Source organism: Klebsiella sp. M041, from assembly GCF_059759695.1.
Genome location: NZ_JCAXWU010000014.1, coordinates 19,517 through 35,032 on the forward strand (window position 1 = coordinate 19,517; position 15,516 = coordinate 35,032).

The following is a 15,516-nucleotide window of genomic DNA, read 5'->3' on the forward strand; positions in this document are numbered from 1 at the left end:
CGGGTCGCCGTAGACACTGTTTTCGGTTTGCAACTTTCCCGGCCAGACAAAGCGTTTATCACGTGTAACTTCAGTGAAATTTGCGCTCCCGGTTAATCGTCTGCGTTATGCCTGGCATGGCGCAGGGAGCGCACAGGGGGCGGCCAGTCGCCGCCGCCCCCTGTACCCCCGGGCTCCGGCCAGCAAAATCGCCGCTGCGCGGTACCTTCGACTTATCCCTGCAGGCTTCGGGTCGGGCCGAGGCAGCGTCCGTGCAAAACACGGCCCTCAGCCCGCATCCATGCGGGCTGCCCCGGCCTTCCGGGAACGTCTCAGCGATTTTGAGGCCGTCAGCACCGGCAGTTTCAGCAACAATGGTGAATAAATTAACGACAGGTCGTAAGAACGTAGGCCGGGTAAGGCGCCAGCCGCCTCCCGGCACAAAACGGCTCCGTACCCGCTGTCATCGCCCGGCGGCGCTGCGCTTGCCGGGCCTACGAGGTATGAGCCTGTGAGAGGACCCCGTAGGCCGGATAAGCGTAGCGCCATCCGGCACAGCCACGGGTACGGTGCCTGACTGCCCGGCGGCGCTGCGCTTGCCGGGCCTGGAAGTGAGATTCCGCGGAGCCTTTCGCGAAAAAACACCCGCAGCCCATAGACAAGAAGGCCGGTTAGCATCGCTAACCGGCCTTTTTTATCGGCGTCTGCGCGTCACGTTAGTCGTGGCGCGGATATTCCGGGGTGTTGATCCAGGCGTGGTCCTCTTCCCAGGTGAACAGCCATTTCCGATCCGGCCCGGCCATGACGTTCAGATAGTAACTGTCGTAACCGGCAATCGCCGCCACCGGATGGTAACCGCGCGGCACCATCACCACATCGTGGTTATAGGGCGCCATGCAGGCGTCCAGGCTGCGGTCGTCGGTGTAGACCCGCTGGAAGGCAAAGCCCTGCGGCGGATCGAAGCGGTGATAGTAGGTCTCTTCCAGCTGCGTCTCTTTGCCCGGCTGGGCGGTATCGTGCTTATGCGACGGCCACGAGCTGGTGGCCCCTTCGTCGGTGTAGACCTCGACCACCAGCAGGCAATCCGCCTCGGCGCTGTCCGGCAGAATATTATGCACCCGGCGCTGGTTGCGCCCTTTCCCGCGGTGCTCCACGCCGACGTCTTCCGGCCGAATCAGGCGTGCCGGGAAGCTGCCTTTGCCCGGCGCGCTGCACACCGCCAGCTCCAGATCGGAATCGGCGGTCACCTCGACCCGATCCTGCGGCGGCACGTATACCGACCACGGCGGGGTACGTTCAAACGGCGACATCCGTTTACCGAGATTCGGGAAATCGGCCTGCTGCGTTTTCACCGACGCCAGGCCAGCGACCAGCACCAGGCACAGCTCGCGATCGCCGCTCTCCAGCGTCACAGTCTGCCCTTTTTTCAACATCCAGACATCGAAGCCGATATAGCGCCAACCGGCGCTTTGCGGCGTAATGTGCTGGATCTGTCCCTCTTTTCGCGATTTAGCCAGTAACGACATGGCGCTCTCCTTCGCCGATTAACCTAACGTCGGCATGCTGAATTCAGATACGGTCTGCTGCCCTGCCGGCCAGCGTACGGTGGCGGTCTTCATGCGCGTGTAGAAGCGCACGCCGTCCGGCCCGTGGACGTTCAGCGCGCCAAACACTGAGCGCTTCCAGCCGCCGAAGCTGTGGAACGCCATCGGCACCGGGACCGGCACGTTCACCCCGACCATCCCCGCCTGCACGTCGTGGACGAATTCACGCGCGGTGTGGCCGTTGCTGGTGAAGACGGCGCTGCCGTTGCCAAACTCGTGGCTGTTGACCAGTTCGAGGGCGCTGTCATAGTCCGCCGCGCGCACAATCCCCAGCACCGGGCCAAAGATCTCTTCGCGCCAGATGGTCATCTCCGGGGTGACGTGATCGAACAGGGTGCCGCCGATATAATAGCCCGCGTCGTAGCCCGGCACGCGCAGTTTGCGGCCATCGACCACCAGTTTTGCCCCTTCGCTTTCGCCTTTATCAATATAGCCGAGCACTTTTTTCTGGTGAGTATCAGACACCACCGGCCCCATCTCGTTCTCTTCCTGGCCGCGCATGCAGCCCGGGCCCACTTTCAGCGCTTCCACCAGCGGCTTCAGGCGAGCGATCAGTTTGTCGGCGGTTTCATCTCCCACCGCCACCACCACCGGCAGCGCCATGCAGCGCTCGCCTGCGGAACCGAAGGCGCCGCCCATAATGGCGTTAACGGTGGCGTCGAGATCGGCATCCGGCATCACTATCGCGTGGTTTTTGGCGGCGCCGAAGGCCTGCACGCGCTTGCCGTGGGCGCTGGCGGTCTTATAGATATACTCCGCCACGCCGGAGGAGCCGACGAAGCTCACCGCCGCAATGCGCGGGTCAGTGTACAGCTGCTCGGCATCTTCATTGCTGCAGTGCACGACGTTAAACACGCCGTCCGGCAGACCGGCCTCTTTCAGCAGCTCTGCCAGACGCACGGCGGCCGTCGGCGCCAGCGCCGGCGGCTTGAGGACGAAGCTGTTGCCGCAGGCCAGCGCCAGCGGGAACATCCACATCGGCACCATCGCCGGGAAGTTGAACGGGGTGATCCCGGCCACCACGCCCAGCGGCTGCATCAGCGAGTAGCTGTCGACGCCGGTGCCGACGTCAGAGGAGTATTCGCCTTTAATCAGGTGCGGGATCCCGCAGGCGAATTCGACCACTTCCATGCCGCGGGTCAGCTCGCCCAGCGCATCCGACCACACTTTGCCGTGCTCGCTGACGATGATCCCCGCCAGCTCTTCCACGTGCTGCTCCAGCAACATTTTAAAGTTGAACAGCACGCGGGCGCGGCGCAGCGGCGTGGTGCGAGACCAGCTATCAAACGCATCGCGAGCAACCTGAATCGCCTCAGAGACTTCCTGCGCGGTCGATACCGTGACTTCGCGCACCGCTTTGCCCGTCGCCGGATCGTACACCGGCATCGTTTCGTTGCTGCTGCTGATAACGGTTTTCCCGCCAATAAAGTTTCCTGTGATCGTCATGTTCTCGCCTCATAGTGAAGAGGGCCAGCGCACGCCGGCCCGTCGCTGATTCTGCTGTGCTATAACCGTAGTAAAATGAAATTTATATTTCAACATTGTTGTGAAATGAAATTTCATTTTGGTGATAACAGTCGCATTTTCCGCTCACGCATCGCTTACGCGCTTTCCCCATCGAGCCGCGCCGCCTCGCGATACCTGGCTCCCGGTCCCGGTCGCTCCCGCCGCGGCAGCCGGGAATATTTTGCGAGGCAGCTCAAACAATCATCATTTTCATTCTTGCTTATTTTGGAATAAACGTTTTGACTGTTAGCCAATTGAACGAACCCAACCCTCTTCCGTCAGGAGTGTCCTATGGCCATCGCAATGCAACGTTTTTGTATTAACCGCAAAATCGCGCCAGCGCTCAGCATTGAAGCGTTTTTCCGTCTGGTGAACCGTCTGGGCCTGAATAAAGTCGAGCTGCGCAACGATTTACCCAGCGGGAAAGTGACCGACGATCTGAGCCATCAGCAGGTGCGCGAGCTGGCGGCGCGTTACCACATCGAGATCCTGACGATTAACGCGGTCTATCCCTTTAACCGCCGTAGCGAAGAGGTGCGGCAGCTGACCGAGTCGCTGCTGAAAGAGGCCCAGGCCATCGGCGCCAAATCGCTGGTGCTATGCCCGCTCAACGACGGCAACGAGGTGCCGGCCAGCGACACCTTAGGCGCCCTGCGCGACCTGGCGCCGCTGTTCGCCTTCTACGGCATCCACGGCCTGGTGGAGCCGCTGGGCTTTCCGCAAAGCTCGCTGCGATCGGCGCACCAGGCGCAGACGCTGATCCATGATGCCCGCGTACCGTTTAAGCTGCTGATCGACACCTTCCATCACCATCTCTACCCGCAGGCGGCGGACGAGTTCAGCCAGGTGGAGGTGGCGGACATCGGTCTGGTGCACCTCTCCGGGGTGGACGATACCCGTCCGCGCGAGCAGCTCACCGATGCCGAGCGCATCATGCTGACGCCGCAGGATCGCCTCGGCACCTGCGAGCAGGTTAAAGCGCTGGAAGCCCGCGGCTATCAGGGGGTATACGCTTTTGAACCCTTCGCCCCCGAGCTGGCGCAGTGGAGCGAAGCGGATATCGAGCGCGAAATTGAGCAGAGCATTGCGCTTATCCAGCGCCACTGCGCCTGAGGCCTCTCGCGACAGCGTGCGCGGCGCGTGACGATTTCCCCAACGCCGGACGACGAGGTTGCCTATAATCGTCGCAGGATAAATGGAGGAATCGATCATGAGCTCACCCCTGTTGATTGCGCGCACGCTGGATAACGCGCTCTATTTGCTGCCCGCGATGGCCAACCGCCATGGGCTGATCACCGGTGCGACCGGCACCGGTAAAACCGTCACCCTGCAAAAGCTGGCTGAGTCGTTCTCGGAAATTGGCGTGCCGGTATTTATGGCGGACGTCAAGGGCGACCTGACCGGCATTGCCGCCGCGGGGCAGAGCTCAGAGAAACTGCAGGCGCGGCTGGAGAAGATCGGCGTCAGCGACTGGGAGCCGCACGCCAACCCGGTGGTGCTCTGGGATATCTTTGGCGAGAAGGGCCACCCGGTTCGGGCGACGGTCTCCGATCTTGGCCCCCTGCTGCTGGCGCGCCTGCTCAATCTCAATGAGGTGCAGAGCGGCGTGCTGAACATTATTTTCCGCATCGCGGACGACCGCGGTCTGCTGCTGCTCGACTTCAAAGACCTCCGCGCCATCACCCAGTTTATCGGCGACAACGCCAAATCTTTCCAGAACCAGTATGGCAATATCAGCAGCGCCTCGGTCGGCGCCATCCAGCGCGGACTGTTGACTCTGGAGCAACAGGGAGCCGGGCACTTCTTCGGCGAGCCGATGCTGGATATTGCCGACTGGATGCGCGTCGATGCCAGCGGCAAAGGGATAATCAATATCCTCAGCGCCGAAAAGCTCTACCAGATGCCGAAGCTCTACGCCGCCAGCCTGCTGTGGATGCTCTCCGAGCTGTACGAGCGTCTGCCGGAGGCGGGCGATCTCGACAAGCCCAAACTGGTGTTCTTCTTCGATGAGGCGCATCTGCTGTTCAACGACGCGCCGCAGGTGCTGCTGGATAAAATCGAACAGGTGATCCGTCTTATTCGCTCCAAGGGCGTCGGCGTCTATTTTGTCTCGCAGAACCCGGCGGATATACCCGACGCCGTGCTCGGCCAACTGGGCAACCGCGTACAGCACGCGCTGCGCGCCTTTACGCCGAAGGATCAGAAAGCGGTGAAAACCGCCGCCCAGACCATGCGCGCCAACCCGGCCTTCAGTACCGAGCAGGCGATCCAGGAGCTGGGCACCGGCGAGGCGCTGATCTCCTTCCTCGATGAGAAAGGCAGCCCCTCGGTGGTCGAGCGGGCGATGGTTATCGCCCCCTGCTCGCGAATGGGGCCGGTCAGCGATGATGAGCGCAATGGCCTGCTGAATCACTCGCCGCTGTACGGCAAGTATGAAGAAGAGGTGGACCGCGAGTCGGCCTTCGAGATGCTGCAGCAAGGGGTGCAGGTCACTACCGAGCAGCAGTCGGCTCCGCCGGCGAAGGGTCAGCAGAGCGGGGATGACGATGGTCTGCTCGGCGGCCTGAAAGATATCCTGTTCGGCAGCACCGGCCCGCGCGGCGGCAAACGCGACGGTATCGTGCAGACCGCGGCGAAAAGCGCGGTTCGCCAGGTCACCAATCAGATCGTCCGCGGCATGCTGGGCAGTCTGCTGGGCGGCCGCAAGCGCTAAAAAAAAGCCCCCTCATCGTTGAGGGGGCTTACGTTCCGTAGCCGAGTTCGCTAGGCCTTGCGCATCATCAGCCAGAGGCTTATCAGGAAGAAGCTGGCGCTTGGCAACAGGGCGCCGATGATCGGCGGTATGCCGTACACCAGGGTCAGCGGGCCGAAAATCTGATCCAGCACGTAGAAGATAAAGCCGAAGCTAATCCCGGTCACCACCCTGACGCCCATCGGCACGCTACGCAGCGGGCCAAAGATAAACGACAGCGCCATCAGCATCATCACCGCCACCGACAGCGGCTGGAAGATTTTGCTCCACATATTGAGCTGGTAGCGTCCCGGATCCTGGCCGCTGGACTTCAGGTATTTCACATAGTTGTGCAGCCCGCTGATCGACAGCGCGTCCGGATCCAGGGCTACCACGCCGAGCTTGTCCGGCGTCAGGTTGGTTTTCCAGGTGCCGCTCACCATCTGCGACCCGGTCACCTGCTTCGGATCGGTCAGATCGGATTCATCCACCTGCGACAGGCGCCACACTTTATTCTCGCTATCGAATTTTGCCGAGGCGGCATAGCGCACCGACTGTAAACGACGCTCCGGGTTGAAGGCATAAATGCTGACGCCCCCCAGCTCATCGTTACCTTTTACCCGTTCGATATAGACAAAGTTATGGCCATCTTTCGCCCACAGCCCCTGCTGGGTGGAAAGCAGCGAACCGCCGTACATCTGCTGGGCGCGGTAGTTGCGCGCCATCTGTTCGCCCTGCGGCGCCACCCACTCGCCGATCGCCATGGTCAACAGCACCAGCGGGATCGCGGTTTTCATCACCGCCAGCGCCACCTGCAGCCGGGTGAAACCGGACGCCTGCATCACCACCAGCTCGCTGCGCTGGGCCAGCATCCCCAGCCCCAGCAGCGCGCCAAGCAGCGCCGCCATGGGGAAGAAGATCTGGATGTCTTTCGGCACGCTGAGGATGGTGTAGAGGCCAGCGCCCAGCGCATCGTAACTACCCTGCCCGGACTTTTTCAGCTGATCGACAAACTTGATAATGCCGGAGAGCGACACCAGCATGAACAGGGTCATCATGATGGTGTTGAAAATCGTCTTACCGATATAACGGTCAAGTACGCCAAACGCCTGCATCAGGCCGCTCCTTTATTAAAACGGGCGCGGAAGCGGCGCATCGGCACCGTGTCCCACAGGTTTAACAGCACCGCCAGCGCAAAATAGAGCAGGTTAATCGCCCACATCCAGATAGCCGGGTCCATTTTGCCTTTGCCGCCGTTCGACTTAATCGAGGTCTGCAGCAGGAAGAACACCAGGTAGAGCAGCATCGCCGGCAGCATCGACAGCACGCGGCCCTGGCGCGGGTTGACCACGCTGAGCGGCACCACCATCAGCGCCATAATGAAGACGGTCGCCACCAGCGTGAAGCGCCAGTGCAGTTCGGCGCGCGCACGATCGGTGTGGGTCTGCCACAGGGTGCGCATATCCATCTGTTCGGTGTCGTCCGGATCGGCGGCCACCGCCTGGTGGCCGATAATGGCCTGATAGTTATTGAAGTCGGTGATGCGGAAGTCGCGCAGCATCGCGGTGCCTTCAAAGCGGGTGCCCTTATTGAGGGTCACCACCTGCGAACCGTCTTTCTGCTGCGACAGCTCGCCGGAATCCGCCACCACCACGGAGGGGCGCGCGTTGCCTTTCGGGCGCAGCTGGGCAAGGAAGACGTCATGGAAGCGGTTGCCGTTCACGCTCTCGATAAACATGACCGCGTTACCATCGCTGGCCTGCTGGAACTGGCCCTGGGCCAGCGCGGCCATGCCGGGGTTGGCCTTGGCTTCCGCCAGCACTTCATCCTGATGGCGCGACGACCACGGCCCTGCCCACATCACGTTGACCGCCGCCACCGCGCCGGTGAACAGCGCGAGGATCATCGCCGCCTTGATCAATACGGCTTTACTCAGGCCGCAGGCGTGCATCACCGTAATTTCGCTTTCGGTGTACAGCTTGCCGAGGGTCATCAGCAGGCCAAGGAACAGACTTAACGGCAGGATAAGCTGCGCCATCTCCGGGATGCCGAGCCCCAGCAGCGAGAGCACCAGATTGGTTGGGATATCGCCATCCACCGCAGCGCCGAGGATCCTGACTAATTTCTGGCAAAAGAAAATCAGTAACAGGATGAATAGGATCGCCAACTGGCTTTTCAGCGTCTCACGAACCAGATATCTTATGATTATCACTATAAATACGCCCGTAAAAACCCGTTTTAGTGCAGGAAAATTGCTTGTTTCATGGCTTAAACGTCATTTATTCTCTTTGGTCGTCGAAAACGTCGCTAAGATTAAATGACTCATCGGTTCTGCATGTCAGGATCTTTTCTGACGAACCCAGGCCTTATTAACGTTAAGATTAACACGAAGTCACCGCAACAGCGGACATGAGTTACGAAAGCTTGCAATTATATACTCAATGGATTTCGAGTTGTAAGAAGGCAGCAGGGCTGTGGCCCCTGGCGCGCACAATGTGCCACGTCAGGGTAAGCAGGCGCAGCCGGCGCATCTGCAACTTGAAAGGCGACGAGTATAGCCGTAGCCACCACTGTTGTCTTTAAGATTCAGGAGCATAGTGCATGGAGTTCAGTGTAAAAAGCGGTAGCCCGGAGAAGCAGCGGAGCGCCTGTATCGTGGTCGGCGTCTTTGAACCACGTCGCCTCTCCCCCATCGCCGAACAACTCGATAAAATCAGCGACGGCTACATCAGCGCCCTGCTGCGTCGCGGCGAGCTGGAAGGCAAACCTGGCCAGACGTTATTGCTGCACCATGTGCCGAACATTCTGTCTGAGCGCATTCTGCTGATTGGCTGCGGCAAAGAGCGCGAACTGGATGAGCGTCAGTACAAGCAGGTCATCCAGAAAACCATCAATACCCTGAATGATACCGGTTCAATGGAGGCAGTCTGCTTCCTGACCGAGCTGCACGTCAAGGGTCGTAACAACTACTGGAAAGTTCGCCAGGCGGTGGAAACCGCCAAAGAGACGCTGTACAGCTTCGATCAGCTGAAGACCAACAAAAGCGAGCCGCGTCGCCCGCTGCGTAAAATGGTCTTTAACGTGCCGACCCGTCGCGAGCTGACCAGCGGCGAACGCGCCATTCAGCACGGGCTGGCGATCGCCGCCGGCATCAAAGCGGCGAAAGATCTCGGCAACATGCCGCCGAACATCTGTAACGCCGCCTATCTGGCCTCCCAGGCGCGCCAGCTGGCCGATACCTATAGCAAAAACGTTATCACCCGGGTGATCGGCGAACAGCAGATGCGCGAGCTGGGAATGAACGCCTACCTCGCCGTCGGCAACGGTTCGCAGAACGAGTCGCTGATGTCGGTCATCGAGTATAAAGGCAACCCGTCGGAAGACGCGCGCCCTATCGTGCTGGTCGGTAAAGGCCTGACCTTCGATTCCGGCGGTATCTCTATCAAGCCGGCCGAAGGCATGGACGAGATGAAGTACGACATGTGCGGCGCCGCGGCGGTGTACGGCGTGATGCGGATGGTTGCTGAGCTGCAGCTGCCGCTGAACGTGATCGGCGTGCTGGCGGGCTGTGAAAACATGCCTGGCGGTCGCGCTTATCGCCCGGGCGATGTTCTGACCACCATGTCCGGCCAGACGGTGGAAGTGCTCAACACCGACGCCGAAGGCCGCCTGGTGCTGTGCGACGTGCTGACCTACGTTGAGCGCTTCGAGCCGGAAGCGGTTATCGATGTCGCGACGCTGACCGGCGCCTGCGTGATTGCCCTCGGCCATCACATCACCGGCCTGATGTCGAACCATAACCCGCTGGCCCATGAGCTGATCGGCGCCTCTGAACTGGCGGGCGACCGCGCATGGCGTCTGCCGCTGGCCGACGAGTTCCAGGATCAGCTGGAATCCAACTTTGCCGATATGGCGAATATTGGCGGCCGTCCTGGCGGCGCGATCACCGCCGGCTGCTTCCTGTCGCGCTTCACCCGCAAGTACAACTGGGCGCACCTCGACATCGCCGGCACCGCCTGGCGTTCCGGTAAGGCCAAAGGCGCCACCGGTCGTCCGGTCGCGCTGCTGTCGCAGTTCCTGCTCAATCGCGCGGGTTTTAACGGCGAAGAGTGATTGCCGTCTGATGCCCGGTAGCGCTACGCTTACCGGGCCTACGGAAAGATGCCGTTTGTAAGCCGGGTAAGCGTAGCGCCGCCCGGCTTTACATTTAAATCCACAACAAGAAGCCCCATATATGAAAAACGCAACGTTCTATCTTCTGGACAACGAAGACACCGTCGAAGGCCTGAGCGCCGTCGAGCAGCTGGTGTGTGACATTGCCGCAGAACGTTGGCGCAACGGCAAGCGCGTCCTGATCGCCTGTGAAGATGAGCAGCAGGCGATTCGTCTCGATGAGGCGCTGTGGTCGCGACCACCGGAGAGCTTTGTACCGCACAATCTGGCGGGCGAAGGCCCGCGAGGCGGCGCGCCGGTAGAGATTGCCTGGCCGCAAAAGCGCAACAGCAGCCCGCGGGATATTCTGATCAGCCTGCGGCTTAACTTTGCAGATTTTGCCACCGCTTTCACAGAAGTGATAGACTTTGTCCCTTACGAAGAAAATCTGAAACAACTGGCGCGCGAACGCTATAAGGCGTACCGCATGGCTGGTTTCAACCTGAACACGGCAACCTGGAAATAATGGAAAAGACATACAACCCACAAGATATCGAACAGCCGCTTTACGAGCACTGGGAAAAGCAGGGCTATTTCAAACCGAATGGTGATGAAAGCCAGGAGAGCTTCTGCATCATGATCCCGCCGCCGAACGTCACCGGCAGTTTGCATATGGGTCATGCCTTCCAGCAAACCATCATGGATACCATGATTCGCTACCAGCGCATGCAGGGCAAAAACACCCTGTGGCAGGCGGGGACCGACCACGCGGGTATCGCTACCCAGATGGTGGTTGAGCGTAAGATTGCCGCTGAAGAAGGGAAAACCCGCCACGACTACGGCCGCGACGCCTTTATCGACAAAATCTGGCAGTGGAAAGCGGAATCCGGCGGCACCATTACCCGTCAGATGCGCCGTCTCGGCAACTCCGTTGACTGGGAGCGCGAGCGCTTCACCATGGACGAAGGCCTTTCCAATGCCGTGAAAGAAGTCTTCGTTCGCCTGTACAAAGAAGACCTGATCTACCGCGGCAAACGCCTGGTTAACTGGGACCCGAAACTGCGCACCGCCATTTCCGACCTCGAAGTGGAAAACCGCGAATCGAAAGGTTCCATGTGGCATATCCGCTACCCGCTGGCCGATGGCGCGAAAACCGCTGACGGTAAAGACTACCTGGTGGTCGCCACCACCCGTCCGGAAACCCTGCTGGGCGATACCGGCGTGGCCGTTAACCCGGAAGATCCGCGCTACAAAGATCTGATTGGCAAATTCGTGGTGCTGCCGCTGGTTAACCGCCGCATCCCGATCGTGGGCGACGAACACGCCGACATGGAGAAAGGCACCGGCTGCGTGAAGATCACCCCGGCGCACGACTTTAACGACTACGAAGTGGGTCGTCGTCACCAGCTGCCGATGATCAATATCCTGACCTTTGACGGCGACATCCGCGAAAGCGCGGAAGTGTACGACACCAAAGGCAATGAATCCGACGTCTACTCCAGCGAGATCCCGGCGGAGTTCCAGAAACTGGAACGCTTCGCGGCGCGTAAAGCCGTCGTTGCGGCGGTTGACGCCCTCGGCCTGCTGGAAGAGATCAAACCGCACGACCTGACCGTCCCTTACGGCGACCGCGGCGGCGTGGTTATTGAACCGATGCTGACCGACCAGTGGTACGTGCGCGCGGACGTGCTGGCCAAACCTGCGGTGGAAGCCGTTGAAAACGGCGACATTCAGTTCGTGCCGAAGCAGTACGAAAACATGTACTTCTCCTGGATGCGCGATATTCAGGACTGGTGTATCTCCCGTCAGCTGTGGTGGGGTCACCGCATCCCGGCATGGTATGACAACGACGGCAACGTTTACGTGGGCCGCACCGAAGACGAAGTACGCCAGGAAAATAACCTCGGCGCCGACGTGGCGCTGCGCCAGGACGAAGACGTGCTGGATACCTGGTTCTCCTCCGCGCTGTGGACCTTCTCCACTCTCGGCTGGCCGGAAAACACCGACGCCCTGCGTCAGTTCCACCCGACCAGCGTGATGGTCTCCGGCTTCGACATCATCTTCTTCTGGATCGCCCGCATGATCATGATGACCATGCACTTCATCAAAGATGAAAACGGTAAACCGCAGGTGCCGTTTAAGACCGTCTACATGACCGGTCTGATCCGCGATGACGAAGGCCAGAAGATGTCCAAATCCAAGGGTAACGTTATCGACCCGCTGGATATGGTTGACGGCATCACCCTGCCGGAGCTGCTGGAGAAACGTACCGGCAACATGATGCAGCCGCAGCTGGCGGAGAAAATCCGTAAGCGCACCGAGAAACAGTTCCCGAACGGCATCGAGCCGCACGGCACCGACGCCCTGCGCTTCACCCTGGCGGCGCTGGCCTCTACCGGCCGCGACATCAACTGGGATATGAAGCGTCTGGAAGGTTACCGTAACTTCTGTAACAAGCTGTGGAACGCCAGCCGCTTCGTGCTGATGAACACCGAAGATCAGGATTGCGGCTTCAACGGCGGCGAGAGGGTGCTCTCCCTGGCCGACCGCTGGATCCTCGCGGAATTCAACCACACCGTCAAAGCGTATCGCGAAGCGCTGGATAACTTCCGCTTCGATATCGCCGCCGGCATCCTGTACGAGTTCACCTGGAACCAGTTCTGCGACTGGTACCTGGAACTGACCAAGCCGGTGATGAACGGCGGCAGCGAAGCGGAACTGCGCGGCACTCGCCATACGCTGGTGACCGTGCTGGAAGGCCTGCTGCGCCTGGCGCATCCGATCATTCCGTTCATCACCGAGACCATCTGGCAGCGCGTGAAGGCCATCTGCGGGATCACCGCCGACACCATCATGCTGCAGCCGTTCCCGCAGTATGATGCCTCTCAGGTGGATGACGCGGCGCTGGCCGACACCGAATGGCTGAAGCAGGCGATCGTCGCCGTACGTAACATCCGTGCGGAAATGAACATCGCCCCGGGCAAACCGCTGGAACTGCTGCTGCGCGGCTGCAGCAAAGAGGCCGAGCGTCGCGTGAACGACAACCGCAGCTTCCTGCTGAATCTGGCGCGTCTGGAAAGCATTACCGTGCTGCCTGCCGATGATAAAGGTCCGGTCTCCGTGACCAAGATCGTCGACGGCGCCGAGCTGCTGATCCCGATGGCGGGCCTCATCAACAAAGAAGATGAGCTGGCGCGTCTGGCGAAAGAAGTGGCCAAAATCGAAGGCGAAATTGGCCGCATCGAAAGCAAGCTGGCTAACGAAGGCTTTGTCGCCCGCGCGCCGGAAGCGGTGATCGCCAAAGAGCGCGAGAAGCTGGAAGGCTACGCGGAAGCGAAAGCGAAGCTGATTGAGCAGCAGGCGGTGATCGCCGCGCTGTAATTGCTCGCGATAGAAAAAAGGCCGGAGCTTGCTCCGGCCTTTTTACATTACAGGAACGGCAGCATCGGAAAAAAACCGCCGCATAGTTTGTCAGATACCGTCGGCTGCGGTGGTGCCGCCGGCTGCAGATCGAGCGAATCGAACTCACCGACCATCGTCGTGTTTTCAGCAATATAGCGTAGCAAATCAATCTTGAACCAGGGATAGGCCAGCCCCAGCGTCAGCGGCGTGAGAAACGTCAACGCCAGTAAACGCGGAGCAAGACCGAAAAACGTCAGGGTGGAACGAAAATGAACGCTGTCCCCCAGCACCAGGTTATTCATCGCGTGATTACGTAAAGCCACACGAAGGTATGCCATGGATAACACGATACCGATAGTGAGGAATATATATCCCCCTAATATCGCCCCAAGATGTCGCAATGCCATAAACAGTGCCGAACCTTCACTGCACAGACCAAACATACAGCCCGTCAGCAGTTGAGCGAATGCGGAAAATAAAAAGCCAATAAAAATGATGATAAACGGCAACAAAATCGCCGTTGCCCATAAAAAAATCACCACACAACGCTTAGTACTCACATAAATATTAAATTTATTTTTGCCTAAGGTTGCGCCTTTGCCGATGAGATCAAGCCAGTGGCTGTAAACCACACCGCTGGTTATTGCCATAATAACTAGCGCCAGCAAAAGCAGAACAACGATCCCCAGCAGCATGCTATTTAGGCCATTGTAAAAGAGCCGACTTCCCAGCATGGCGAACACCACCGCTGTTAGCACGTATATCAGCAAAGGTAAGCCGAGCATAATCCACCATCCGCGCAGCAGATGACACTGAACCCCAAAGCGAATATTCGCGAAAGAGGTCATCGTCGCATGGTAGCTTAACCCCTTAATTATCATTACCGGCAGCAGGATAAGAAATGCCAGCGTCTCCAGCCCTTCGCTACCGGGAGAGAAAATGGCAAGCGCTAAGCTGAGTAAAACCAGCACGACAAATATCAATAGCCAGCTGAGTAAAATCGTGATACCGCGCCCGTGATAGGCAAAGCGGGCGCCATTAACCTCCATATTCTCACAAAGATAACGGCGACTCCGTACCCATGCCCATGGAATAAATAACCCACAAGTTATTACAGAAAAAATAATATTAACCAGACAAATAATAAAATAGCGCCCGGCCTGACCATGAAAAACAAAAGAATGGCCAGAACGCTGCAATTGCCCTGAAATCATACTCATAAAAAAGTCGTCCTTGTACTTTAAACCATATATAAAAATAATAAATAATGCGCATCGGCATTAAGCGAGCAGAATATATTATTTTGAATTTTCCCGGCAATACATTTCACGCGCACCTTGCGCCTGTAAACGAATAATGGTATTAAAGAAATATATGGTTATTTAAGCTAAAATTGAGTGATTCTATGAATCTTGCCGCGCCACAGACCTTTACTTTACGCCGTATCGCGGTACAGGATAACGCTGCGATAGCGGCCGTCATCCGCCAGGTATCCGCAGAATATGGCCTGACCGCCGATAAAGGCTATACGGTCGCCGACCCGAATCTCGATGAACTGTATGAGCTGTACAGCCAGCCGGGCTCCGCATACTGGGTGGTGGAGAAAGAGGGTGAAGTGGTTGGCGGCGGCGGCGTCGCGCCGCTCGCCTGCAGCGAGCCGGATATCTGCGAGCTGCAGAAAATGTATTTCATGACCAGCGCCCGCGGCCAGGGGCTGGCGAAGAAGCTGGCGCTGCTGGCGCTGGACTACGCCCGCGAGCAAGGGTTTAAACGCTGCTATCTGGAAACCACCGCCTTCCTGACGGAGGCGATCGGCTTATATGAGCATCTTGGCTTCGAACATATTGACGGTCCGCTGGGCTGTACCGGCCACGTGGACTGCGAAGTGCGGATGTTGAAAACGCTGTAACGAATCACTACCCTGGGCCTCCCCGGTAGCCCGGCTAAGCGTAGCGCGAGCCGGGGTATGTCCCGGATGGCACCGCTTGCACCTTACCCGTGCTCGCGGTGCCGTTTTTTTGTCGGGTGGCGGCTAACGCCTTACCCGACCTACGGCCCGTACCATGGCGAGCTGAAGCTCTCAACGCTATCTCTCCCCCCATGGCTACTGAGACTGCCGGCGTGAGTGGCGACCGGGGCGAC

At 59.0% G+C, this 15,516-nt stretch carries 11 protein-coding genes; 6 read left to right on the plus strand and 5 right to left on the minus strand.

Annotated features, from left to right (window positions below; all coding sequences use genetic code 11):
* Positions 1-695 precede the first annotated feature (695 nt).
* Both iolB and AC6CWS_RS18440 read right to left on the minus strand, forming a co-directional pair.
* A complete protein-coding gene (iolB, locus tag AC6CWS_RS18435; RefSeq protein WP_023291777.1) occupies positions 696-1,505 on the minus strand; it encodes a 5-deoxy-glucuronate isomerase in 810 nt (269 codons plus the stop codon).
* 18 nt (positions 1,506-1,523) lie between these two features.
* Entirely contained in the window at positions 1,524-3,029 is a 1,506-nt protein-coding gene (locus AC6CWS_RS18440; RefSeq protein ID WP_023291776.1) for a CoA-acylating methylmalonate-semialdehyde dehydrogenase, read from the minus strand.
* A gap of 351 nt (positions 3,030-3,380) precedes the next feature.
* On the opposite strand from AC6CWS_RS18440, the gene AC6CWS_RS18445 reads away from it, so the two are divergent.
* Both AC6CWS_RS18445 and AC6CWS_RS18450 read left to right on the plus strand, forming a co-directional pair.
* Positions 3,381-4,202, plus strand: a complete 822-nt coding sequence (locus tag AC6CWS_RS18445; RefSeq protein ID WP_048296518.1) for a TIM barrel protein — start codon at positions 3,381-3,383, stop codon at positions 4,200-4,202.
* Between the two features lie 97 nt (positions 4,203-4,299).
* A complete protein-coding gene (locus AC6CWS_RS18450; protein WP_048336515.1) occupies positions 4,300-5,802 on the plus strand; it encodes a helicase HerA-like C-terminal domain-containing protein in 1,503 nt (500 codons plus the stop codon).
* A 50-nt stretch (positions 5,803-5,852) separates the two neighbouring features.
* Here the strand turns inward: AC6CWS_RS18450 and lptG are convergent, their stop codons facing one another.
* Positions 5,853-6,935 (minus strand): LPS export ABC transporter permease LptG, encoded by a 1,083-nt coding sequence (gene lptG / locus AC6CWS_RS18455; RefSeq protein ID WP_002886956.1) that lies wholly within the window; start codon positions 6,933-6,935, stop codon positions 5,853-5,855.
* Positions 6,935-8,032 (minus strand): LPS export ABC transporter permease LptF, encoded by a 1,098-nt coding sequence (gene lptF / locus AC6CWS_RS18460; RefSeq protein ID WP_023291773.1) that lies wholly within the window; start codon positions 8,030-8,032, stop codon positions 6,935-6,937. Before lptF ends, lptG begins: the two co-directional genes overlap by 1 nt.
* Before the next feature lie 389 nt (positions 8,033-8,421).
* Here lptF and pepA point away from each other — a divergent pair, with 389 nt between their 5' ends.
* The 3 genes from pepA to AC6CWS_RS18475 all read left to right on the plus strand — a co-directional run bounded on the left by pepA (position 8,422) and on the right by AC6CWS_RS18475 (position 13,353).
* A complete protein-coding gene (gene pepA, locus AC6CWS_RS18465) occupies positions 8,422-9,933 on the plus strand; it encodes a leucyl aminopeptidase (RefSeq protein ID WP_004206531.1) in 1,512 nt (503 codons plus the stop codon).
* Between the two features lie 121 nt (positions 9,934-10,054).
* Complete coding sequence (gene holC, locus AC6CWS_RS18470; protein ID WP_048296514.1) at positions 10,055-10,498, plus strand: DNA polymerase III subunit chi; 444 nt, start codon at positions 10,055-10,057, stop codon at positions 10,496-10,498.
* Positions 10,498-13,353, plus strand: a complete 2,856-nt coding sequence (locus AC6CWS_RS18475) for a valine--tRNA ligase (protein WP_065882697.1) — start codon at positions 10,498-10,500, stop codon at positions 13,351-13,353. Before holC ends, AC6CWS_RS18475 begins: the two co-directional genes overlap by 1 nt.
* Before the next feature lie 47 nt (positions 13,354-13,400).
* On the opposite strand, the gene AC6CWS_RS18480 is transcribed toward AC6CWS_RS18475, so the two are convergent.
* Positions 13,401-14,594: a YjgN family protein gene (locus AC6CWS_RS18480; protein WP_074442624.1), complete on the minus strand. Its 1,194-nt coding sequence runs from the start codon at positions 14,592-14,594 to the stop codon at positions 13,401-13,403.
* Between the two features lie 185 nt (positions 14,595-14,779).
* Here AC6CWS_RS18480 and AC6CWS_RS18485 point away from each other — a divergent pair, with 185 nt between their 5' ends.
* Positions 14,780-15,283 carry a GNAT family N-acetyltransferase gene (locus AC6CWS_RS18485; protein ID WP_032454663.1) on the plus strand — a complete coding sequence of 168 codons (504 nt, stop codon included), beginning with the start codon at positions 14,780-14,782 and terminating at the stop codon, positions 15,281-15,283.
* Positions 15,284-15,516: the final 233 nt, after the last annotated feature.